Below are 21,649 nucleotides of genomic sequence, written 5' to 3' on the forward strand. Positions count from 1 at the left end.
TGCGCCCCTGAACGAAATCAGTAGCCGCGGCTAACCGCGAAGCGGGCTGCCTCCGCCATGGCCATACGCGCCTTGCTTTCGGGAAAAATTGCGAGCGCATCGACCGCGCGCTCCGCGAAATGGCGAGCGCGCTCGCGCGTCGCGGCAACCGCGTCGTGGCGTTCGATCAAGCGGATCGCGTGGGCGAGGTCTTCCGGCGTAGTCCGATGGCCGCCGATAGCCGCTTTCCAGAAGCGCCGCTCGTCCTCGTCGCCGCGGGCGTAGGCGAGAATGACGGGCAGCGTCATCTTTCCTTCGCGGAAATCGTCGCCCCGTGTCTTCCCCATCTCCGCCGCGCTCGAACTGTAGTCGATGGCATCGTCGACGAGCTGGAATGCAATCCCGAGATTGCGGCCGTAATCGTCCAGTGCCCGCTCTTCAGCGTCTCCGCGCTCCGCCACCACTGCGGCGATCCGGCTCGCGGCGGCAAACAGGGCTGCCGTCTTGGCGCCAATAATCGAGAGGTAGCGCTCTTCGCTCGTCTCGATTTGCCGCTGTGCAGTCAATTGATCGACTTCGCCCTCGGCGATGATGGCGCTGGCACCCGAGAGGATCTTCAAGACCTTCAGGCTGCCGTCCTCGACCATCAATTCGAAGGCGCGGCTGAACAGGAAATCGCCGACCAGCACGGTCGCGGGGTTGCCGAAAATGATGTTGGCGGCCGCCTTGCCGCGCCTGAGATCGCTTCCGTCGACGACATCGTCATGCAGCAGTGTAGCGGTGTGAATGAACTCGACCGCAGCGGCGAGTTTATGATGGCGTGTGCCCTGATAGCCGATGAGGTCCGCGCCTGCGAGCGTCAGCATCGGGCGCAGCCGCTTGCCGCCACCGGCGATCAGATGTCCTGCAAGACTGGGGATGAGCGGTATCTCGCTCTGCATCCGGTCGAGAATGACCGTATTGACCGCGTTCATCGCCGATGCGGTCTGCGCCAGCATGGGATCGAGGGACGGCGCGCGCTCTGGCTGCTCCGGTTTGAATGGGACGACCTTCGCGCTCATGGGGTTGCAAATGGTCACTAGGGAGGCGCTTTGCAAGCTTGGATTGGAGCGCAGCGGCGCTATAAGCGGTCCGATGAGCGAGAATGACAGCGATCCGCAACTCGATGCTTACCGGCGCAGTATCGATAATATCGACGCGGCCCTGATCCACATTCTGGCGGAGCGTTTCCGCATCACGCAGGCGGTCGGGCAATACAAGGCGAGTGTATCGCTACCCCCAGCGGATCCGGGGCGTGAAAAGCGGCAGATCGAACGCCTGCGCAAACTGGCGGAAGACGCCGCACTCGACCCCGAATTCAGCGAGAAATTCCTTCGCTTCATCATCGATGAGGTCATTCGCCATCACGAACAGGCGCGCCGAAAGTAAGGTATTTGCGTCTCAACGCATATGGTGTCGCAATTTCGCACCACGCGTGATCAAAACGTTCGAGGGTGCTTGAAGCAGCGCAAAGGACGGCGTAACGTTCTGCTTCGTCAAGTTTAAACTCTGGGATTTAGGGGAAATTGCAAATGAAATCTTTGAAGCTTGCCGGTGCGCTTGCCGCGATGGCCATGATCGCTACGCCGATCGCTGCTAACGCGAATTTTTCGCGTGCCGCCGCTCCCGTAGCCGGTGAAAGCGAAATGGGCGCCAACGCCTCCGGCACAGCAGCCGCAATTTTCGGTCTGGTGGCCTTCGGTGTATTTCTGGTCGCTTCGGGCGGCGACGATGAAGGTGACCCGATCAGCGCCTAAGCCGTCTTCGAGTTACGAAAGAGGGCCGGTTATCCGGTCCTTTTTTGTACTACTTAAGCGCCAACTCTAGCCTGCCCGCGGCAGGCTCAATCGGACCAGAAGTCCGCCAAGATCCTCGCTTTCCGTCAGTTCAACGGAGCCGCCGTAGATTTCCGCGACATCGCGGACGATCGCAAGGCCGAGGCCGGTTCCTGGCTTATCCGTATCGAGGCGCGCGCCGCGCTTGAAAATGCGGATGCGCTCTTCTTCGGGGATACCCATACCGTCGTCCTCGACCCAAATGACGCATTGCTCGCTGCCCGCCTCGGCATCCACCGTCACGAACACGCTCCCGCCGCCGTATTTTGCAGCGTTCTCGATCATGTTGCCGAGTATTTCGTCGAGGTCCTGACGTTCGATCGCGACCTTCGCCTGCTTGTTACCGTCGAGGTCGAAGCGAACCTCGGGATAAAGCCGCTCGATCGCGCGCTGCACCGCCTGCGCGCTTTCGCATACCGGCGTACGTGCGTGACCGATGGCGCGCCGGCCGACGGCTCTAGCCCGCGCGAGATGATGGTCGACATGGCGGCGCATCGTCGTCGCCTCGCGGATCACCGTGTCGGGCAGGTCGGCCGCTTTTGCGGTCGCGGCGTTGTTGATGACCGTAAGCGGCGTTTTTAGCGCATGTGCTAGATTGCCGGCGTGGGTGCGCGCTTCCTCCGCCTGCTTCTCCGAATGCGCGAGCAGCGCGTTCAATTCCTCGACTAGCGGCTGCACCTCAAGCGGCAGCGGCTCGGTGATCCGGTTCGCACCCGTCGTGCGCAGGCTTTGAATCGCCTGGCGGACGCGGCGAAGCGGGCGAAGACCGACCCGGTTCTGAAGCACCGCCAACAGGAACAGGCCGAGCCCCAATATGACGAAGCTCCACACGAGAATCGAGCGGATGCTGCTCAATTGCGCATTCGCCTCTTCCTGACTGGCCGCGACAGCGAAGCGCCATTTTACGTCGCTACCCGGCAGGATGACCGTACGCTCGGCGATGCGCAGAGGCTCGCTGGGAAACTGGTCGCTTGCATACACGTTGATCTCGTCGTCGAAATCCTCGTCCTTCAGCTCAAGCGTGCGGTCCCATAACGACCGCGACGGATAATCATCATATCCTTCGCCGCTGATCTGCCAATATAGCCCGCTGTTCGGCTCTAGAAATCGCTGGTCGGCAAGCGGCCGGTTGAACCAGACCTCGCCAAGCTCGTCGACTTCCGCCGAAACGAGCATGGCGTTGAGGTTGTATTCGAGTTGCTCGTCGAAATTGTTCTCGACCAGATTGGTCAGCGTCCGGTCAAGCGCGAAGCCGCCCGCAAGCAGCAGCACGGTAATCCAGCCCGCGGCAATAAACATCATCCGCGTGGCAAGGCTGCCGCCGGTGTGGTTCGCCGCGACCGGGATAACGACGCTGTTCGGGTCGTCCGTTTCCTTCCGCGCCCGATCCTGTTCGGGAGCGATCCCGGCAGTGTCGAGCGCGTTCACGTCAGGCCCTAGGCGCGTCGGCAGGATCGTCGAGACTGTATCCGAGGCCGCGGATCGTAGTGATCACGTCCGCACCCAGCTTCTTGCGAATGCGCGTCACGAACACCTCGATGGTGTTTGAATCGCGGTCGAAATCCTGATCGTAGATATGCTCGATCAGTTCGGTCCGGCTGACGACCTTGCCCTTGTGGTGCATCAGATAGGACAGGAGCTTGTATTCCTGAGCCGTCAGCTTGACCGGCTCGCCCTTCAGCGTCACCCGGCCCGAGCGCGTGTCGAGGCGTACGTCGCCAGCGGTCAATTCGCTCGACGTGTTACCCGACGCGCGGCGGATAAGCGCGCGCAGGCGGGCAATCAGTTCTTCGGTCTGGAACGGCTTGGCGAGGTAGTCGTCCGCGCCTGCGTCGAGACCTGCAACCTTGTCCGACCAGCTGTCGCGCGCCGTCAGAACCAGCACGGGAAAGTCGCGGCCTTCCTTGCGCCACATGCCGAGCACGGTGAGCCCGTCGATTTCCGGCAGTCCGAGATCGAGAATGACCGCATCGTAATCCTCGGTACTGCCGAGAAAATGCCCGTCCTCACCATCGGTCGACAAATCGACCGCATATCCGGTCTGCTCCAGCGTCGATTTAAGCTGGTTGCCGAGTGTCGGTTCATCCTCGACGATCAATACGCGCATACAAACGGCCCCTGTCAGCTAATTTGCCGCGGAAATGCGGCATGAAACAGAACGCGTCAACCGGAAGAGCGTTTCGCGTGCCGGCCTCGCATCAATGGCTGCGCTTGATTATCCGTCCGGTTCGCGCGTCGACGTCGATAAATGTAACCCGTCCGTCCCGGATGAATTTGAGCCGGTAGGCGCGCGCCCGGGAATCGTAGGAAGGCCCAAGATATTCCGCGCCGCGCATGGTCGGAAGGATACGGCTTTCGACCTCCCGCAGCGAAAGCTGGTTACCGGCGCGCATTTCCTTGCGCGCCTCGCCCTGGTCGCTGCGCGACTGCGCCTGTGCAGGTGAAGTAAGGACGAGGCCGGAGGCGAGCGCGCCTGCAATAAGAGCTGAACGGAGACTTTTCATGACCATCACCGTCTAGGCCGAAGCCATTGAACGATTTGTGAATGGTACGAAAAGTGCCTTTCAGCCCTTGGCAATGGCGCAGGTTCAGCGCGTCATTTCGTATTTCAGCCCGAGCATGATACCCACTCCGACCTCGCCCGGTTCGATAGGCGTAGAGACATCCGCGGATTCCGTACGTACTGCCATTGGAGGGGGAGGCGGAACGGGACCGTAGCCATGGACGCTCTCGTTCACCTCGATGAGCCGTACATCGCTGTAGCCGGCCAACCGCGCATATTCGCGCGCCTGCGACAGGCCGCGGGCAAACGCAGTCCGGCGTGCTTCGGCCTTGATGGCGGTATCGTCCTCGACCATGAACGTCGGACCGTAAACGTTGTTCGCACCCGCCTGAACCAGCGCGTCCAGCACCTCGCCTGCCGACTTCAGATCGCGAAGGGTAACGCTCACCTGATTGTTCACATTGTATCCGTCGAAGGTCTGCTCGCCCGTTTGCTGATTGTAACGGTAGTTGGGGCTGAGATTGAAGCTGGAGGTCTGGATATCCTTCCGCTCGATGCCGAGTTGGCGCATCTGCGCGATCAGCTTGTCCATCGCTTCCGCGTTCTGCTGGATTGCTTCGCGCGCTGTGGGAGCGCGGGTTTGCACACCGGCATTGATCATCGCGACATCGGGCGCCGTACGCACGGTTTCGCTCACTGACAGTTCGACGACCGGGTTCTGGACCTGGATCTGAACTTCCGCGGCGGCGGCAGGCACTGCGATCGGAAGCGCGATCAGCGCAAGGGATAGCGAGGGAAGCAGTTTACGCACCATGACGATTCTCCTGTTAAATGTTACATTATATCCGCGCCGTATGCTTTCCGCCGAGTGAACCGGCTTGTTACCGCCGCCGCCTGCGTTTAAGCGGCCCCCATTATGGCACAGCCCCCAATTTTGAGCCTCGAAGACGTCGCCCTGCAGATCGGCGGCAAGTGGCTATTCGAAGGGCTAGACCTGCATATCGCACCGCGCGACCGGATCGCGCTGATCGGCCGCAACGGGGCAGGAAAGACGACGCTGTTCCGCCTCGTCATGGACCGCCTGGAAACCGACCGCGGACAGCGCAAGGTGAAGCCGGGAACGCGGATCGTGCTGCTCGAACAGGAACCCGATTTCAGCACGCACGAAACGCTGATGGATTTCGCTCTTGCGGGGACGCATGCCCCTGCCGAGCATGAGATTGAGGCAATCGCCGGACAGCTCGGAATCGATATGAGCACACCCGCTGCCGGAGCCAGTGGAGGCGAGCGGCGCCGCGCCGCCATCGCCCGCGCACTTGCGCAGGACCCCGACCTGCTGCTCATGGACGAGCCGACCAACCACCTCGACCTTGCCGCCATCGACTGGCTCGAAGACTGGCTATCGCGCTACACGGGCGCATTCCTCGTCATCAGTCACGACCGGACCTTTCTCAAGCGGCTGACCCGCGCCACGCTGTGGCTCGACCGCGGTTCGCTCAGGCGCAAGGAAGTCGGTTTTGGCGGCTACGAAGCGTGGGAAGAGCAGGTCTACGCCGAAGAGGCGCGCGCCGCCGAAAAACTCGATGCGAAGCTCAAGCTCGAAGCCCATTGGCTCGAACGCGGCGTCACTGCGCGGCGCAAGCGCAACCAGGGGCGGCTCGAAAAGCTCTTCCAGATGCGGGCCCAGCGGGCTTCGATGATTTCGAGCGCCGGTACCGCGAAGCTGAAGCTGGCGAGCGACGAGGACTTCAAGTCGAAGTCGGTCATCGTCGCGCAGGACGTCAACAAATCATACGGCGAGCGCAAGATCATCCGCGACTTCTCGCTACGCATCCAGCGCGGCGACCGGATCGGCGTGGTCGGCGCAAACGGCGCCGGCAAGACGACGCTGCTGAAGCTGCTGACCGGAGAGATCGAGCCCGACAGCGGCAGCGTTACGATCGCGCAGAACCTCACCGGCGTCATGATCGACCAGCAGCGCAGCCTTATGACCGAGGGACTGACCGTGCGGCAGGTGCTGGCCGAAGGCGGCGACTGGATCGACGTTGGCGATACGCGCAAGCATGTGCAGGGCTACCTGAAAGAGTTCCTGTTCGATCCCGGCATCGTCGATACCAAGGTCGCCACGCTTTCAGGCGGCGAGCGTTCGCGCCTGCTGCTCGCCCGTGAGTTCGCGCGCAAATCGAACCTGCTCGTGCTGGACGAGCCGACGAACGATCTTGACCTCGAAACGCTCGACCTCTTGCAGGAAGTCATCGCGGATTACGACGGCACCGTGCTCATCGTAAGCCACGACCGCGACTTTCTGGACCGGACGGTGACGGTCACGCTTGGCCTCGACGGAAGCGGCTTCGTCGATGTCGTAGCAGGCGGCTACGAAGACTGGGCCGCGAAACGCAGCGAGCGAACTGCGAAGTCAGCCAAGCCGAAGGACAGTTCGTCCGATACACCGGCACTCCCGCCCCCTCCGGCTCCGAAGTCAAGCAAGCTCTCCTACAAGGACCAGCGCGATTACGAATTGTTGCCGGACCGGATTGCAGAACTCGAAACCGCAATCTCGAAAGGCGAGGAAATCTTGTCCGATCCCGCTCTTTACACCTCCGACCCGCAGAAGTTCGCGAATATTTCGAAGGGTCTGGAGAATGCCCGCGCGGAGAAGGACGCGGCGGAAGAACGCTGGCTCATGCTGGCGGAACAGGTCGAGGGTTGAGCCTTCACCAGGAAGTCGCCGCCTGCCGCTTCTGCGAAGCGTACCTGCCGCTCGAACCCAAGCCGATCGCCCAGTTTTCGGGCACGTCGCGCATACTCGTGGTCGGACAAGCGCCCGGACGCATCACGCACGAAACCGGCATACCGTTCGAGGATAAGTCGGGTGAGCGGCTCGCGGAATGGCTCGGCATAAGTTCGGAGACGCTGCACGACCCGGCCCGGGTCGCTATCGTTTCCATGGGGCTTTGCTACCCTGGCAAGGCGAAGGGCGGAGACAATCCGCCCCGCCCCGAATGCGCGCCGCTGTGGCACGCGCGAATCCTCGCAGAACTGCCGGCGGACCGGCTGACACTGCTCGTCGGCACCTATGCACAGCGATATTACCTGCCGGACACCCGCAAACTTACGATGACGGAGCGCATCCGGCGTTACCGCGACTACCTGCCGCGTTTCCTTCCCCTGCCCCACCCTTCGTGGCGTAGCACCTTGTGGATGAGACAGAACCCCTGGTTCGCGGAAGAGGTGCTGCCCGATCTCCGGGACCGGGTCAGCACGCTGCTTCGCGGCGAAGCCTAGTCGGTCAGGTCAGGCCTTCGGCCTTCATTGCTTTCTGGACAGCATCGCGCTGTTTGTTGCGTTCCCGGTACTGGACAAGCGCGTCAGGCAGTTCAATGCCGAAGTTCTCTGCCCAGGTAAGGGTCACGAACAGGTAGTTGTCGGCTACGCTTGGCCCTTCGCCCACAAGCCATTCGCTGCCATTCATCTGGTCCTCGACCAGCTTGTAGTTCTTCGCGAGCTTCTGCTTCGCCTTTTGTTTCTGCTCGTCGCTCGCCTCGCCGAACAGCGGATGATACGCGCCGTGCAGTTCGGTGCCGATGAAACCGAGCCATTCGAGGATTCGGTAGAACGGTTCACCGGCGGGCAGGCCGCCCGTATTCTCTGCGATGTAGGTCAGAACCGCAGGGTTTTCGGTAATCAGCCCGCAGTCGCCCGTATCTATGGCGGGAACGTAGCCGCGCGGATTGATCTCGTAGAAGTCGTCGCCGTTTTCTGTTTCGTGGCTGGAGAGGTCGACCTTCACCGCCTCGAAATCCTTGCCGCCTTCGATCAGGGCGATGTGACTGGCGAGGCTGCAGGCGCCGGGCGAGTAGTAGAGTTTCATTCGGGGTTGCTCCGTTTGATAAAGGTTAGCGCCTTACTTACGGACGCGAGCCGCTGCGGGTTCCGCAATCAGCCGATGCGGTAGAAGTCGGCCACCCGGTCGAGCGCGAGTTTCAGCACTAGCTTCCCGCTGCGCGAAGGCCACGACAGGCCTTTCTCGGCTGCGGAGAGGCTTTCTCCCGCGCACACCACGCGCCACAGAATGTCGGCCATACCGCGCCCGGCATGAGCGACCGCTCCATCGAAGCGCTGCCTGGCCGCTACCTGCCGTTCCGATGGATTGAGCCCCCGATCCGCATTCTGTCCCGAAATGCGCAACGGGATCCACCGCATGGTGACGTTCGCCGATAGCTGCGAGCGTTCGTAATCGGCGCGAAGCTGCTCTCCGGCGGCGAACAGGCGGTCGTCGATATGTCCACGCGCGTGAAGCCAGCTGATCGGCGACTCGGCGAGGTTGACCGTCGCGCTTCGTCCGCGCCTGTTCCGCGACCGTGAGGCCCGCCGCGGTCCCTCGCTCGTCAGTTCGCGTTCGCTTAATTCCTGTTTCATGAATGCCGGTCCCGTTGTTGAAAACAAAGGCGGGCCGCTTGCCAACGGACGGGGCGTGTAGGAAAGATAATTCACCAATTTGGTTAGTAGAGACCGCGCCATGATCAACCGCATCCGTACCGTTCGCAAAGAAAGGGGCTGGACGCTCGCCGATCTCGCCGAAGCTTGCGATCCGCCGACCACTGCGCAAACGATCGGGCGGCTTGAAACCGGGATGCGCACGCTATCGGTAAAGTGGATGGAGCGGATCGGTGCGGCGCTCGGCGTCGATCCGGACATTCTGGTGCGATCCGAACAGAACGATACCGCGCAGGTGGTAGCAGTCCTGAAAGACGGCGGTGCCGAGGCGCTCGAAGACCCGCACGACGCAATGCTCGCCACCGAGCTCGGCGGTGACGGCCCGCTCATGGTCCTGACGGTCGAGGCGAGCGTCGGCGAATACCGCAGCGGCGACCAGCTGTGGCTGCGCCAGGTCGATCCGGCTGACAGCGGGCGGGCGATCAACCGCGACGTGCTCGTGCCCCGCCCCGGCGGCCGCTTCGCCTTTGGCAGGCTTATCGACCGCCGCGGCAGTCTCGTCGGGCTGCTTCCGCCCGGTCACGGCGAGAAACAGATGGTGGTCGACGACCCCGCCTGGATCGGGGTCGCCGAAATGCTCGTTCGGCGGCTCTAGAGCTCGCCGCGCGCAATCCGCTCCTGCCGGTCGGCGACGTTCTCGCGCGGGATGAAGCTGTCGGAATTGACCTTCAGCCAAAGCAGTATCGGCGCTGCCATGTAGACCGAGCTGTAGGTACCGACGAACAGGCCGAGCACGATCGCAGCGACCAGACCGAACAGACTGGCCGGTCCGAACAGCAATAGCGGGATTAGCGCGATGAGCAGCGTCAGCGACGTCATCACCGTCCGTGCCAGCGTCTCGTTGACCGAAAGGTCGAGCAATTCGGGCAGCGGCATCTTGCGGTACTTCTTCAGGTTTTCGCGGATGCGGTCGTAAACGACGATCGTATCGTTCAGCGAGTAACCGATGATTGCGAGAATGGCGGCGATGATCTGGAGCGAGAACTCGATCTGGAACAGCGCGAACATACCCAGCGTCAGGGAAACGTCGTGAAACAGTGCGAACAGCGCGCCGACACCGAACTGCCATTCGAAGCGGACCCAGATGTAGATTGCGACCGCCAGCATGGCGGCGAGCAGCGCGTAGACCGCGCGCTCGCGGAATTCTCCGGAAACCTTACCCGACACGGTATCGCGGCCGTCCAGTTGGAAGTCCGGATAATTCGTCTGCAGCGTCGAGGTGATCTGCTCCGCGATGCGATCGGCTGCTTCCTTGTCGTCCGCGACCTCGTCGGGCAGGCGAACGCGGATCGAAACCTGGTTCGGCTCGCCGAAGCGCTGCACCACCGGGTCGCCGTAGCCTAGCGCGCCGACGGTCTCGCGAATTTCCGGGATCGGCGCCGCGGAGCTTTCGGTGAACGTTGCGCGGATTTCCTGACCGCCTGCGAAGTCGACCCCGTAATTAAGCCCCTGCGTCGCTACCGCGACCCAGCTTGCTACGATCAGGATGATGCTGACGACGAAGAACGGCACGCGCCATTTCAGGAACGGGATGTTCGTATCATCGGGAACGAGTTTGAGAAGTCGCATGTCAGTAAATCCCTAAACGTTCAGGTCGCTTGGCCGCGACTTGCGCAGCCAGCCTGCGACCCACATCCGGGTCAGCGTCACCGCGGTGAAGACCGAGGTGAACAGGCCGATGATGAGAACCACTGCGAAGCCCCGAATCGGACCGGAGCCGAACAGGAACAGCAGCACGCCGGCGATGAAGTTGGTGACGTTAGCGTCGTAGATCGCGCGGCTTGCTTCCTTGTAGCCGTTCTCGACCGCAGCGATGACCCGCCGCCCCCGTTTTCGCTCTTCACGTATGCGTTCGTTGATAAGGACGTTTGCGTCCACCGCCGCACCGATTGTCAGCACGAAGCCCGCGATGCCAGGCAGCGTCAGCGTGGTATTTAGGATCGCCATGATCCCGAGCAGCATCAGGACGTTGAACACCAGCGCTACGGTCGCGTAGATGCCGAAGCGGCCGTAAGTCACGATCATGAGCACGACCACGGCGAGCGAGCCGATGCCCATCGCGATCATCCCGCGGCGGATCGAATCCGCGCCGAGGTCCGGGCCAACGGTACGCTCTTCGATTACTGCCAAATCTACGGGCAACGCACCGGAGCGGAGCGAGATTGCCAGCCGGTTCGCGCTTTCGACGGTGAAGCTGCCGGAAATTTGCGCCGTACCGCCCAGAATTGGCTCGTTGATGTTCGGAGCCGAAAGCACTTTACCGTCGAGGATGATGGCGAAAGGGCGGTTCACATTTTCGGACGTCAAGGTGCCGAAACGCGCGGCGCCCTGTTGGTCGAACTGGATCGTCACGACCGGCGTATTGTTTTCATCGAAGCTCTGCTGTGCGCCGACGAGGTTGTCTCCGCGAATGCCGCCGAGCCGGCGTACCGCTACGGACTGGCCTGCGAACGGCGAATCCTCGACATAGGGAAAGATCTCGGACCCGGGCGGGACAATGCCCTGCGCTACGTCCGCAGGCAGAGCGTTCTGGTCGACGAGTTTAAATTCAAGTTGGGCGGTTTCGCCGAGCAGCGCCTTCAGCGCGTCGGGATCTTCGAGGCCCGGCACCTGAACGACGATGCGGTTATCGCCCTGCCGGATGATGGTCGGCTCGCGTGTGCCGAGTTCGTCGATCCGCTTGCGGACAACTTCGACCGCGCTTTCCATCGCCTGATCGACTGCCGCGTCGAGACCCTGCGCAGTCGGCGTCAGAACGAACCGGCTTCCGTCCATGACGGTCAGATCCCACTCGCGGACCATGCCGGTGCCGTTGATGAACGGCAGCAAGATCTCACGCGCGCGGTCGATCTCGCTGGCGTCGTCGAGCATGAAGCTGAGGCGTCCGCCCTGCGTCGATACGTCGCCGATCCGGATCCGCGGTTCGGCCTGCCGCATGGCGGTGCGAACCGATTCCTCCATGTTTTCCAGCCGCTGCGCACGCACTTCCTGCGGATTCGCTTCGAGCAGAAGATGGCTGCCGCCGGCAAGGTCGAGGCCGAGGTTGATGGTCGGGTCGGGTAGCGCATCAGGCCACGCCTGGTTTGCCAGCAAGGCGATCGAAGGCAGCGCGGCGAGCGCGGCAATCGCGGTCAGCCCCCACAGCCATAGTTTTTTCCATAAGGGAAAATCGAGCATCTAATAATCCTATCGTCGCCCGGCGGAACAGAAGGTCCGCAGCGGACAGAATGTCTGGCTGCGCAGCGTCAGTCGTTCGCCCCGGCCTTGCCCTTGACCGCGCCGCCGGGAGCAAGAATGTCGCCGATGGTGCTCTTGACCGCCTTGACCCGCACGCCCTGCGCCAGTTCGATCTCGGCGTAGGTGTCGTCGACCTTGACGATCTTTCCGACGAGCCCGCCGGCGGTCACGACCTGGTCGCCCTTCTTCATCGCCTCGACCTTTTCGGCATGCTCCTTCTGCCGCCGCATTTGCGGGCGGATGATAAGGAACCAGAAGATGGCGATCATGCCGACGATCGGCACCCACTGCACCCATCCCGGAGGGGCTTCGGCACCGGCAGCGGCGATAATGTGGATCATGTGAAAAGGCTCTATCTGTTACGGATCGCTCTCCGGTCTGCGGAAGATGGCGAGGCTTCGATGAAATGCTAGTGACCCTCGCGCAATCCGCCGATACGGAATTACGGCTGCGCGCCTAGCAGCATTGCAAATCGGGAGCAACGGCGCGCGTCACGGATATGCGCGGGGATGATTGAACGCCGCGCTTGCCATGCGGCAGAGGCGGGCCTATAGCGCCGCCTCCACTGGAACGGGACGTAGCGCAGCCTGGTAGCGCATCACACTGGGGGTGTGGGGGTCGCTGGTTCGAATCCAGTCGTCCCGACCAGTGGAATTACCCCCCCTTTGTATGTCAGTCGGCTCGAAGCGACCGGGTAGATCAGCCCGGGCTGTCGTTGCGCGTCGGCGGTACCGCGCGGCCCTCGCCTGCATCGGCTGACATGGCAACGAAGCCGACGAGCGCGGAAATCGACGCGGCAGTACCGAGCACGTCCGGACCGTCTGTCGCTGCCGACAAGGCTTCTCCGCACACGCCTTCGTACCAGTCAAGCCACTCCGCCCAATCGTAGCGCCGGCCTTCCTGACGGTCGATGTAAGCCCGGCCTGCGTACTTCCAGTCTCCGGCAGCATTATCGCCCCCAAGCCAGTCGCGATATTCCGGTGCAATGTCCTGACAATCCCACATACGCGGCGGGGGGAGCGCCTCGGCGCGGTCGCCGTTCCATTCGGTCGGTTCGGTCGCAGCCCGATCGTCCGCCCGCTGTATCTGGGCAGTACCCGCGGTCCCCGCGAGGCTGGCTGCAAGCAGAGCAATTATCGCCGTCTTCATCAATCGCTCCTCGGTAGCTCGACGCTCGCTTTACGCGAACATGGTTAATTGCTGCATAACGTCCCGCTTTGTTCTTGCCAAGCGCGAGCGCGGCGCGCTTGCAGTCGCGCTTCAAGCCTTGCATGGCGGCAGCCGATCAACCGAGGAGCATCGATATATGGCAGCCATGCGGTCCTTTCTGTTCGCACCGGGCGACAGCGCAAAGAAAATGACCAAGGCTGCCGACGGGGAAGCCGACATCGTCATACTCGATCTCGAGGATGCGGTCGCAATCTCGGCCAAGTCCGAGGCGCGGCAGATGGTCGCGAAGTTCCTTGAAACGCGTAGCGACCGGCACCGTATCTGGGTGCGCATCAACCCGCTCGATGGCAAGCACGCGCTGACCGATCTCGCGGCAGTCATGGATGCAAGGCCCGGCGGCATCATGCTACCGAAAGCGAACGGTCGGCGGGACGTGGAACGGCTCGACGCTTACCTGAGCGCGCTGGAAGCGAAGGCCGGTATCGACCCCGGCGCGACCAAGGTCATGCCGCTCGTGACCGAGACTGCCGCGGCCATGTTCTCGACCAGCGATTACGTCGGCGCGCCACGGCTCGCCGCCATGACCTGGGGCGGAGAGGACCTTGCAGACGCACTTGGCGCGAGCGAGAACACCGATGCAGAAGGTGCTTATCTGCCGCTGTACGTGATGGCGCGCAATCTGTGTCTGCTCGGCGCGAAGGCAGCGGGCGTGGCCGCGATTGAGACGATTCAGACCGATTTCCGCGATACCGACGGTCTAAAACTGCGCGCAGAGCGCATGTGGAAAGCAGGTTTTACCGGTATGCTGGCGATCCACCCCGCGCAGGTCCCGGTCATCAACGCCGCTTTCACTCCTAGCGAGAGCGAAATCGCTGAAGCGCGCGACATCGTCGATCTGTTCGCCGCGAATCCGGGTGCAGGCACTCTGGCGCTCAACGGGAAGATGGTCGACCGGCCCCATCTCGATCGCGCACGAGCCCTCCTTGCGCTGACGCGAAGCTAAATCTGTCCTACATGTACCGATATGGTTAGGTGCTTCCGCTCCCTCACGGACAGGAGCACCAACAATGGCCATCATCGAAGGCCTCATCGGACCGATCGCCTCGATCATCGACAAGATCATTCCCGACAAGGAAGCGCGCGCCCGCGCCAAACTCGAGCTACTCGAACTGCAAGGTTCGCACGAACTCAAGACCATCGAAACGCGCCTCGCGGCGATCGTTGCCGAAGCCAATTCGCACGATCCCTGGACCAGCCGCGCACGGCTGAGCTTTCTTTACGTCATGTACATTATTTTCCTCGCCGCACTACCCATGGGCATCCTGTCGGCATTCAAGCCAGAGATGGCGAGCAGCATAGCAAACGGCATGAACGCATACCTCGCCGGTTTGCCCGATCCGCTCTACGCGCTCTTCGGCACGGGCTACCTCGGTTACACCGCTGCGCGCCAATGGGGAAAGGCCAAAGGCATCGAGGCCTGAGAACCCCGAAATCCGCTAGGCATTCGCCCCGCCGCTGGCTTATGGCGGGGCGATGACCCAGACAGTCTATGTCCTCAACGGCCCCAACCTGAACTTGCTCGGCACGCGCGAACCGGAAATCTACGGTAGCGCCACCCTCGACGACATCGCGGACATGCTCGACGACCGGGCGCGAGATCTCGGACTTGCCATCGACATGCGGCAGTCGAATCACGAGGGCCACCTAATCGACTGGCTGCATGAAGCGCAGGCGGAGGGCGCGAAGGCGGTCCTGCTCAACGCCGCAGGGTTTACGCATACTTCGGTCGCGCTGCTCGACGCCTGCCTCGCCATTCGCACGCCGGTCGTCGAAGTCCATCTCTCCGATCCGTCCAAACGCGAGGATTTCCGCCACCATTCCTTCATCGCGAAGGGTGCGGTTCACACCGTGCAGGGGCTCGGTCCCCAAAGCTACGTCGCGGCGCTGGAGTACGTAGCCGGCCTGTAACATCTGCGCGCTACGGTATCCGATTTTCCGCAAGGAACGGGCATTCGCCCCCTTGCAAGGCGCCGCACTGCCGCGCATAGGCACGGGCATTCTATCAATCGAGGGGCTTTCATGGCCGAAACCAAAAGCACCGCCGGCCGCAAGACCGGCATGAATGTTGACACATCGCTGGTCCGCGAACTCGCAGAACTGCTCGGCGAAACGGGCCTGACGGAAATCGAGGTCGAAGACGGCGAACGCAAGATCCGCGTCGCTCGCGGCGGCATCCAGACCGTCGCCGCTGCCGCGCCGCAGCCAGCTATGGCAGCGCCCGTCGCCGCTGCGCCGGCATCCGAGGATGTGCCTGCGAGCGGGGGCAGTGCTGCTCCGCAGGACGCGCTGAAATCCCCGATGGTCGGAACCGCCTATCTCTCGTCCGAACCCGGAGCCGATCCGTTCGTGAAGGTCGGCGATAGCGTGAAGGAAGGCGACACCTTGCTCATCATCGAAGCGATGAAGGTGATGAACCCGATCGTCGCCGACAAGAGCGGCACCGTGCGCGACATCCTGGTCGGCGACGCGCAGCCGGTCGAGTTCGATCAGCCTCTCATCGTCGTCGGCTAGTGCAGACATGACTGAAATCAGCCGCATACTTATCGCCAACCGCGGCGAAATCGCGCTCCGCATCCACCGCGCTGCGCATGAAATGGGGATCGAAACGGTCGCGGTTCACTCGACCGCCGATGCCGACGCGATGCATGTGCGCCTCGCCGATCATGCGGTGTGTATCGGGCCGCCGCCCGCCGCCGAAAGCTACCTTAACATCGCCTCCATCATCGCTGCGGCGGAGATCGCGCATTGCGATGCGATCCACCCCGGTTATGGCTTCCTCTCGGAAAACGCCCGCTTCGCCGAGATCGTCGAGACCCACGGCATCGCGTGGATCGGTCCGAAGCCCGAACATATCCGCACGATGGGCGACAAGGTCGCTGCCAAGAAAACTGCTGGCGAACTCGGCCTGCCGCTGGTTCCCGGCTCCGACGGCGCGGTCTCAGATACCGACGAAGCCGCCCGTATCGCCGAGGAAATCGGCTATCCGGTCATCATCAAGGCAGCAAGCGGCGGCGGCGGCCGCGGCATGAAAGTGTGCGAAAGCCCCGACAAGCTCGCATCGTTGATGAAGCAGGCCGGAAGCGAGGCGAAGGCGGCTTTCGGCGACGACACCGTCTACATCGAGAAGTATCTCGGCAACCCGCGGCACATCGAATTCCAGGTGTTCGGTGACGGACGCGGCAAGGCGATCCATCTCGGCGAACGCGACTGCTCGCTGCAGCGCCGCCACCAGAAGGTTCTCGAAGAAGCGCCGTCCCCGGTCCTGTCGGCGGAAGACCGCGAACGCATGGGTGAGACCTGCGCGAAGGCCATGCGTGACATGGTTTACCGCGGTGCGGGCACGATCGAATTCCTGTGGGAAAACGGTGAGTTCTACTTCATCGAGATGAACACACGCCTGCAGGTCGAACATCCGGTGACGGAAATGATCACCGGGATCGATCTGGTGCGCGAACAGATCCGGATCGCGGCAGGCAAGGATCTGTCGCTCACGCAAGAAGAGATCCAGTTTACCGGGCACGCGATCGAGTGCCGCATCAACGCCGAGGATCCGTTCACCTTCGCCCCCTCCCCCGGCAAGGTCACGCATTACCATGCGGCGGGCGGCATGCATGTGCGCGTCGATAGCGGGCTCTACGCCGGCTATTCGATCCCGCCGTATTACGACAGCATGATCGCGAAGCTGATCGTGTTCGGACGCAGCCGCGACAAGTGCATCATGCGTCTGCGGCGTGCGCTTGACGAAATGGTCATCGAAGGGGTGAAGACCTCGCTGCCGCTGCACCAGGAACTGATCGAACAGGACGACGTGTTGTCGGGCGATTACTCGATCAAGTGGCTCGAGGAATGGCTGAAGGAGCGGTAACGCCTTATTGCCGGTGCCGCGCGTTCAATCGAAGGTAAAGCCTGCTGCTTTAGCCTCTGCGATAACTTCCGCGCCTGTTTGTCGCGGGTGATCGCCAGAAAGGCGGCACCAGTCCGCGCGTTCATCGACGAATATCTCTTTCTCGATCGAGTGGCTTGACGCTGTATCGAACATGCCGGCGGAGAAGCTGCGATTGCCTGTCGGTAGAAAGCGGAACCAGAGGTTGCTGCCGCACATGGAGCAAAAAGCCCGTTCAGCCCAGCCATTCGAACGATAGATTGCAATACTGACTTCCCCTGCAATCTTTACCTTTTTGCCGGTTTGCGCGGCGTAGAACGCCCCGCCCCAGCGGCGGCACATATCGCAGTGGCAGATTTCGACTTCGTGTGAGGGCTCTTCGAGCGAGATGTTTACCGCCCCGCAAAGGCAATGCCCTTCAAGACACTTCTCGCCGCTCACCCCAGCGGGACACCTGGCTCGTTTTTCGCCGTGCGGATCGTCAGCGACGTCTTCACGCTTTCGACGTTCGGTGCAGGCGTCAGCTTTCCGGTCAGGAATTCCTGAAAGCTCTGGAGGTCTTCGGCCACGACCTTCAGGATGAAGTCGATCTCGCCGTTCAGCATATGACATTCGCGGACCTGAGGCAGCGCGCGCACGTGTTCTTCGAATTCGCGAAGCGCATCTTCGGCCTGGCTTTTGAGGCTTACCATTGCGAACACCATGATGGTGTAGCCCAACTTCGCGGCGTCGAGTTCGGCATGATAGCCCTTGATTACGCCGTCTTCCTCGAGCGCGCGGACGCGGCGCAGACACGGCGGAGCAGTCAGCCCGACACGCTGCGCCAGATCGACGTTGGTGATCCGGCCTTCTTCCTGAAGCTCGGCCAACAACCGCTGGTCGATATCGTCGTAATTGCCCATCAACTCACGTCCCCGGTTCGCAGCACCCCTGTCACCTTATCGCGTGGCGCTAAGCATAAGATACCAAAAAACTGCGCGCTATGCCCGTTTCATACTCTGCCAAGCATCAGCCGTTGCGCAAATAACTAATATTATTATCTCTGCCAGTGTTTGTCCCGCTTTGCAACGCACACCGAGGGCGCGCTTCAAGCTTTCGTAATAATCGCCCATAAGCCGCTGAAAGCTAAAGTCGGCCCGTCGCGTCCTGCGTCCTGCCACTCACAGGGGAGTAGACAGACACATGCGTCACGACGACCGACTTGCTACCGTACTGCGCCAGCGCGCGGCGACGGAACGGGCGGTGCGGACGCAATTTCGTCAGCTACTCGATTTGCTCGGCGATCGCTCGCTCAGCGTCGAGCCGCAACTGCTCGAAGCGGCATGGGTGCGCATGGGCGCCATTGCCGAAATACTGCCACAAAGCGAACGGGCTGCCATTTTAAGAGAGGCCGGCTGGCGGTTTCGCAGCCCCGCCCTCGCCGCTTACCTCGCCGAAGACGGACCCGACGTAGCGGCTGCTGCGCTTTCCCGCGCCGAACTGAGCGGAGAGGAATGGCAGCAGCTAATTCCTCAGCTTCCGATCCGCGCGCGCGGTTTTCTGCGTTTGCGGCGCGGCCTTCCGGCCGAGGCGTTGGAAGTGCTCGATCGCCTCGGAATCTACGACCGCGGACTCCCTCTGCCCTTGGCGGTTACGGAAACTCAGCCGGGAGGAGGTGGGGAAACTGGGCGCGGCGAGGCCGCTATCTTCGTCAACGGTGAACCGGTCGACACGCTCGATCTCGACGCCGAGGCAGTACTGGACGCGGAAGGGCAAACAGACGTGACCTCTAACGACGCCGAGGAGGGGTCTAGTGATGTCGAGGCGGAAGTAGCCGTAGCCGAACAGGTGCAAAACCCCGCTCCTGCAGACGCGCCGATAGCAGCCTTGGTGAAGCGCATCGAAACCTTCCAGCGCAACCGTACGGCCCGCGCCGCTGCCGAAGGTCCCGATAGCGTCGACGGCGGCTCGGCGGCTTTCTCTCCGCAGCGTCCGGTCGCCGCATTTGCTTTCGCCACCGATATCCGCGGCAAGATCGACTGGGCCGACCGCGAAGTCGCGCCGATGATCGTGGGTACCGACCTCGCCTCGCCCCTTCTCGGCAGCGCGAACAGCGACGACGACGACCATCTGGCGCGCGCCTTCGTTCTCCGGCTCCCGGTCCGCGGTGCCGCGATCCGTTTGCGCGGAGCCATAGCGATCGCCGGTGATTGGGTCATCGACGCAGCTCCGAGCTTTTCCGAGATCGGCGGCCGTTTCGAAGGCTTCGTCGGCAAGTTCCGCCGCGCGCTGCCCGCGGTCGACCCGCAAGCGAAGGAACGCCGCAGACGGGCGGAACTCATGCGCGAGTTGCTGCACGAGCTGCGCACGCCAGTCGGCGCCATCCAGGGCTTCGCGGAGATTATCCAGCAGCAGATGTACGGACCGACGCCGCACGAATACCGCGCGATGGCCGCGGCGATTGCAGGCGACAGCGCGCTCATGCTTGCAGGCTTCGAGGATTTGGAACGCCTCGCGACGCTGGAGAGCGATGCGCGTCACCTCGAAGAGGGATCGAGCGACCTGACCGACGTGACGCGCAAATTGATTGCGCAGGTCCAGCCGGTACTGAGTGCGCGGGGTGCGTCACTCGCCATCGACGGCGGCACCGATCCCTACCTCGTCGTGGTCACGCGAAAGGAAGCCGAGGTCATGTTGTGGCGTATTCTCGGCACGCTCGCGTCGGCTGCGCGGCAGGACGAGACGCTCTCGCTTGAGCTTGGCAATGACGACGACGGGAATGCCGTGCTGCTATCGGGTGCATTGCCGAAGGCTTTGGGCGAGGCGGACAATATCTTCGCTGCGAGCACCCGTATCGCGGGCAGCAACATCAGTTCCGGCATCTTCGGAGCCGGCTTCGCCCTGCGTCTCGCGCGTGCCGAAGCCCGCGCGGCGGGCGGAGACCTGATCCGCGAAGGGAACCGCATCACGCTTGCCCTGCCGCTTGCACAAGATAAGGGCGCTGCCGACAACGACGCGGACGAAGACCACCGCCGCGAAGCCGGATAAGCGGCGCCCCCGCGCTTTAATGTTGCCAGCGGCAAAGCGGCAAGCTAGGCGCACCCACTGTCAGCGAATGGCGACCGTTCCGGCGGCGCCGACACATTCGGCATCCTGGGGGCCTGTAGCTCAGTTGGTTAGAGCTGGCCGCTCATAACGGCTAGGTCGCGGGTTCAAGTCCTGCCGGGCCCACCAGATGCCCGGCCCGAATGTAGCAAAGTTCGCTCGGCACCGGTCGGGGAGTGGCGCAGCCTGGTAGCGCACCTGTTTTGGGTACAGGGTAGCTACTCCCCATTTTTGGCAGATTTCTGCGGCTTCGGCAAGCCTTCATCGTCAGGTTCGGGGATAATTCGGGATTCGGTTGCAAATAGCATCGCCCGAACGTCATCTTCCTGTGCGTGGGCATAGCGTGTGGTCGTCCCGACGTTCTTGTGACCCAGCAGCCGCTGCACCCCAACGATGTTACCGCTTGAGCGAAGGTTACGGGTCGCGGCAGTGTGCCGGTTATCGTGAAAGCGGTAATCCTCAATGCCAGCGTCCTTGAGTGCCCGACGCCATTGGCGCATCCATCCCTGCTTGCTGAAGGGGTAACGTTCGCCCTTCACTCTCGCCGGACGATCCTTCCGACGCGGTGCCGGTCGCTGGCAGACATACGTGAAGACCTGCGGGCAGACCTTCGGTTGTGCCTTGATGATTGCCAACATTGCCGGTGATAGCGGGAAGCTGTGCTTGCTTCCGCCTTTGACCTGCACGGTTGCCCTTGCTCCCACCTCGTCCACGTCTGCCCATCGTAGCGATATGATTTCCGACCGACGCTGCCCACTCAGAAGGGCGAACCGAACAAGCGGTTTGAGGTTGTCGTGCAAATGGGCGAACAGCCGCCTTTCCTCATCGAAGGTCAGTTCGCGAATGCGCCAGTCTGGCTCTTTCGCCATCAGATCATCCCATTCGATCTCTGGCACCTCGACCTTCGCGGGCCTGAGCCAGTTAACAACGCGGCGAAGAAGTTGTATCTCGCGGTTGATCGTGCTGTCGCTCACCTTACCGCGACGGATGGCCGCATAGGTACGCAGGTCGGTGAACTCAATAGCGTGGAGCAATGTGGAGCCGCCTAGTGCAGCGATCAGGTAGCCGAACTGGTAGAGGGTGTTGCTCTTGCTCTTCAGGTTGTCGCCCACCTCGGTCTGCCATTTGTTGCAGGCTTCTTCGAGCGTGATTGTCGGTTTGGCTTGAACGCCTAGTGAGACTTGCCGCCGTTGATCATCTTCAACCCTTTGGGCATCCCGTTTGGCCGTGCAGCCAGTCGATCCATTATACCGCTGCCCCTTGTATTGGAAATCGAAGTGCCAGAAGCGGCTTTTCTTGGGTTTGTAGAGGGACATGGCGGCGCTTCCTGGCAAAGCTGCTTTTCAATGAATTCATCAATGT

The 21,649-nt window shown here is 62.1% G+C and carries 25 protein-coding genes and 2 tRNA genes; 13 read left to right on the forward strand and 14 right to left on the reverse strand.

All coding sequences use genetic code 11. The features are described from left to right. Positions 1–17: 17 nt before the first annotated feature. Positions 18–1,040: a polyprenyl synthetase family protein gene (locus HUV48_RS04780; RefSeq protein ID WP_176266575.1), complete on the reverse strand. Its 1,023-nt coding sequence runs from the start codon at positions 1,038–1,040 to the stop codon at positions 18–20. Positions 1,041–1,113: 73 nt separating this feature from the next. On the opposite strand from HUV48_RS04780, the gene HUV48_RS04785 reads away from it, so the two are divergent. Further along, positions 1,114–1,407 carry a chorismate mutase gene (locus HUV48_RS04785; protein ID WP_176266576.1) on the forward strand — a complete coding sequence of 98 codons (294 nt, stop codon included), beginning with the start codon at positions 1,114–1,116 and terminating at the stop codon, positions 1,405–1,407. Between the two features lie 143 nt (positions 1,408–1,550). Continuing rightward, a complete protein-coding gene (locus HUV48_RS04790) occupies positions 1,551–1,775 on the forward strand; it encodes a hypothetical protein (RefSeq protein ID WP_176266577.1) in 225 nt (74 codons plus the stop codon). 66 nt (positions 1,776–1,841) lie between these two features. Here the strand turns inward: HUV48_RS04790 and HUV48_RS04795 are convergent, their stop codons facing one another. The 4 genes from HUV48_RS04795 to HUV48_RS04810 form a co-directional block, all read right to left on the reverse strand. Continuing rightward, positions 1,842–3,155, reverse strand: a complete 1,314-nt coding sequence (locus HUV48_RS04795; RefSeq protein ID WP_176266721.1) for a sensor histidine kinase — start codon at positions 3,153–3,155, stop codon at positions 1,842–1,844. Between the two features lie 127 nt (positions 3,156–3,282). After that, a complete protein-coding gene (locus HUV48_RS04800) occupies positions 3,283–3,960 on the reverse strand; it encodes a response regulator transcription factor (RefSeq protein ID WP_176266578.1) in 678 nt (225 codons plus the stop codon). A 91-nt stretch (positions 3,961–4,051) separates the two neighbouring features. After that, positions 4,052–4,357, reverse strand: coding sequence for a PepSY domain-containing protein (locus HUV48_RS04805; RefSeq protein WP_176266579.1), 306 nt, complete (start codon positions 4,355–4,357; stop codon positions 4,052–4,054). A gap of 84 nt (positions 4,358–4,441) precedes the next feature. Continuing rightward, positions 4,442–5,170, reverse strand: a complete 729-nt coding sequence (locus HUV48_RS04810) for an SIMPL domain-containing protein (RefSeq protein ID WP_217906662.1) — start codon at positions 5,168–5,170, stop codon at positions 4,442–4,444. Positions 5,171–5,272: 102 nt separating this feature from the next. On the opposite strand from HUV48_RS04810, the gene HUV48_RS04815 reads away from it, so the two are divergent. Next, positions 5,273–7,066, forward strand: a complete 1,794-nt coding sequence (locus HUV48_RS04815) for an ABC-F family ATP-binding cassette domain-containing protein (RefSeq protein ID WP_176266580.1) — start codon at positions 5,273–5,275, stop codon at positions 7,064–7,066. Continuing rightward, on the forward strand, positions 7,063–7,641 hold the full coding sequence (locus tag HUV48_RS04820) for a uracil-DNA glycosylase family protein (RefSeq protein WP_225871510.1): 579 nt from the start codon (positions 7,063–7,065) through the stop codon (positions 7,639–7,641). The genes HUV48_RS04815 and HUV48_RS04820 overlap by 4 nt, the downstream gene beginning before the upstream one ends. A gap of 4 nt (positions 7,642–7,645) precedes the next feature. Here HUV48_RS04820 and HUV48_RS04825 read toward each other — a convergent pair whose 3' ends face one another. Continuing rightward, positions 7,646–8,227 carry a glutathione binding-like protein gene (locus HUV48_RS04825; protein ID WP_176266581.1) on the reverse strand — a complete coding sequence of 194 codons (582 nt, stop codon included), beginning with the start codon at positions 8,225–8,227 and terminating at the stop codon, positions 7,646–7,648. 68 nt (positions 8,228–8,295) lie between these two features. Then, entirely contained in the window at positions 8,296–8,775 is a 480-nt protein-coding gene (locus HUV48_RS04830; protein WP_176266582.1) for a DUF6456 domain-containing protein, read from the reverse strand. A 100-nt stretch (positions 8,776–8,875) separates the two neighbouring features. Between HUV48_RS04830 and HUV48_RS04835 the strand changes: the two genes are divergently transcribed. Beyond that, positions 8,876–9,448, forward strand: a complete 573-nt coding sequence (locus HUV48_RS04835; protein ID WP_176266583.1) for a helix-turn-helix domain-containing protein — start codon at positions 8,876–8,878, stop codon at positions 9,446–9,448. On the opposite strand, the gene secF is transcribed toward HUV48_RS04835, so the two are convergent. From secF to yajC, 3 genes are all read right to left on the reverse strand, one after another. After that, entirely contained in the window at positions 9,445–10,422 is a 978-nt protein-coding gene (secF, locus tag HUV48_RS04840) for a protein translocase subunit SecF (protein ID WP_176266584.1), read from the reverse strand. The two genes, HUV48_RS04835 and secF, sit on opposite strands and share 4 nt — an antisense overlap. Positions 10,423–10,434: 12 nt before the next feature. Further along, positions 10,435–12,030, reverse strand: a complete 1,596-nt coding sequence (gene secD / locus HUV48_RS04845; protein WP_176266585.1) for a protein translocase subunit SecD — start codon at positions 12,028–12,030, stop codon at positions 10,435–10,437. A 68-nt stretch (positions 12,031–12,098) separates the two neighbouring features. Beyond that, positions 12,099–12,431, reverse strand: a complete 333-nt coding sequence (yajC, locus tag HUV48_RS04850) for a preprotein translocase subunit YajC (protein ID WP_176266586.1) — start codon at positions 12,429–12,431, stop codon at positions 12,099–12,101. 230 nt (positions 12,432–12,661) lie between these two features. On the opposite strand from yajC, the gene HUV48_RS04855 reads away from it, so the two are divergent. Further along, positions 12,662–12,738, forward strand: a tRNA-Pro gene (locus tag HUV48_RS04855). A gap of 51 nt (positions 12,739–12,789) precedes the next feature. On the opposite strand, the gene HUV48_RS04860 is transcribed toward HUV48_RS04855, so the two are convergent. Next, complete coding sequence (locus HUV48_RS04860; protein ID WP_176266587.1) at positions 12,790–13,239, reverse strand: hypothetical protein; 450 nt, start codon at positions 13,237–13,239, stop codon at positions 12,790–12,792. Positions 13,240–13,396: 157 nt separating this feature from the next. Here HUV48_RS04860 and HUV48_RS04865 point away from each other — a divergent pair, with 157 nt between their 5' ends. From HUV48_RS04865 to accC, 5 genes are all read left to right on the forward strand, one after another. Continuing rightward, the gene (locus HUV48_RS04865) at positions 13,397–14,263 is read left to right on the forward strand and encodes an HpcH/HpaI aldolase/citrate lyase family protein (RefSeq protein WP_176266588.1); all 867 of its coding nucleotides are present in this window, start codon (positions 13,397–13,399) and stop codon (positions 14,261–14,263) included. Positions 14,264–14,327: 64 nt separating this feature from the next. Then, positions 14,328–14,741, forward strand: coding sequence for a holin family protein (locus HUV48_RS04870; RefSeq protein WP_176266589.1), 414 nt, complete (start codon positions 14,328–14,330; stop codon positions 14,739–14,741). A gap of 52 nt (positions 14,742–14,793) precedes the next feature. After that, the gene (gene aroQ / locus HUV48_RS04875; RefSeq protein ID WP_176266590.1) at positions 14,794–15,228 is read left to right on the forward strand and encodes a type II 3-dehydroquinate dehydratase; all 435 of its coding nucleotides are present in this window, start codon (positions 14,794–14,796) and stop codon (positions 15,226–15,228) included. A gap of 111 nt (positions 15,229–15,339) precedes the next feature. Next, positions 15,340–15,831, forward strand: coding sequence for an acetyl-CoA carboxylase biotin carboxyl carrier protein (accB, locus tag HUV48_RS04880; protein WP_225871511.1), 492 nt, complete (start codon positions 15,340–15,342; stop codon positions 15,829–15,831). A 7-nt stretch (positions 15,832–15,838) separates the two neighbouring features. Beyond that, positions 15,839–17,185 carry an acetyl-CoA carboxylase biotin carboxylase subunit gene (accC, locus tag HUV48_RS04885; RefSeq protein ID WP_176266591.1) on the forward strand — a complete coding sequence of 449 codons (1,347 nt, stop codon included), beginning with the start codon at positions 15,839–15,841 and terminating at the stop codon, positions 17,183–17,185. A 24-nt stretch (positions 17,186–17,209) separates the two neighbouring features. Here the strand turns inward: accC and HUV48_RS04890 are convergent, their stop codons facing one another. Further along, on the reverse strand, positions 17,210–17,644 hold the full coding sequence (locus HUV48_RS04890) for a GFA family protein (protein WP_318656043.1): 435 nt from the start codon (positions 17,642–17,644) through the stop codon (positions 17,210–17,212). Continuing rightward, complete coding sequence (locus HUV48_RS04895; RefSeq protein ID WP_176266593.1) at positions 17,641–18,105, reverse strand: Lrp/AsnC family transcriptional regulator; 465 nt, start codon at positions 18,103–18,105, stop codon at positions 17,641–17,643. The genes HUV48_RS04890 and HUV48_RS04895 overlap by 4 nt, the downstream gene beginning before the upstream one ends. A gap of 280 nt (positions 18,106–18,385) precedes the next feature. Between HUV48_RS04895 and HUV48_RS04900 the strand changes: the two genes are divergently transcribed. Beyond that, on the forward strand, positions 18,386–20,230 hold the full coding sequence (locus HUV48_RS04900) for a sensor histidine kinase (RefSeq protein ID WP_176266594.1): 1,845 nt from the start codon (positions 18,386–18,388) through the stop codon (positions 20,228–20,230). A 109-nt stretch (positions 20,231–20,339) separates the two neighbouring features. Next, a tRNA-Ile gene (locus HUV48_RS04905) sits at positions 20,340–20,416 on the forward strand. 89 nt (positions 20,417–20,505) lie between these two features. Here the strand turns inward: HUV48_RS04905 and HUV48_RS04910 are convergent. Continuing rightward, on the reverse strand, positions 20,506–21,603 hold the full coding sequence (locus HUV48_RS04910; RefSeq protein WP_176266595.1) for a site-specific integrase: 1,098 nt from the start codon (positions 21,601–21,603) through the stop codon (positions 20,506–20,508). Positions 21,604–21,649 lie beyond the last annotated feature (46 nt).

Origin of the sequence: Qipengyuania atrilutea (genome assembly GCF_013370205.1) — a bacterium.
Lineage (GTDB): Bacteria > Pseudomonadota > Alphaproteobacteria > Sphingomonadales > Sphingomonadaceae > Actirhodobacter > Actirhodobacter atriluteus.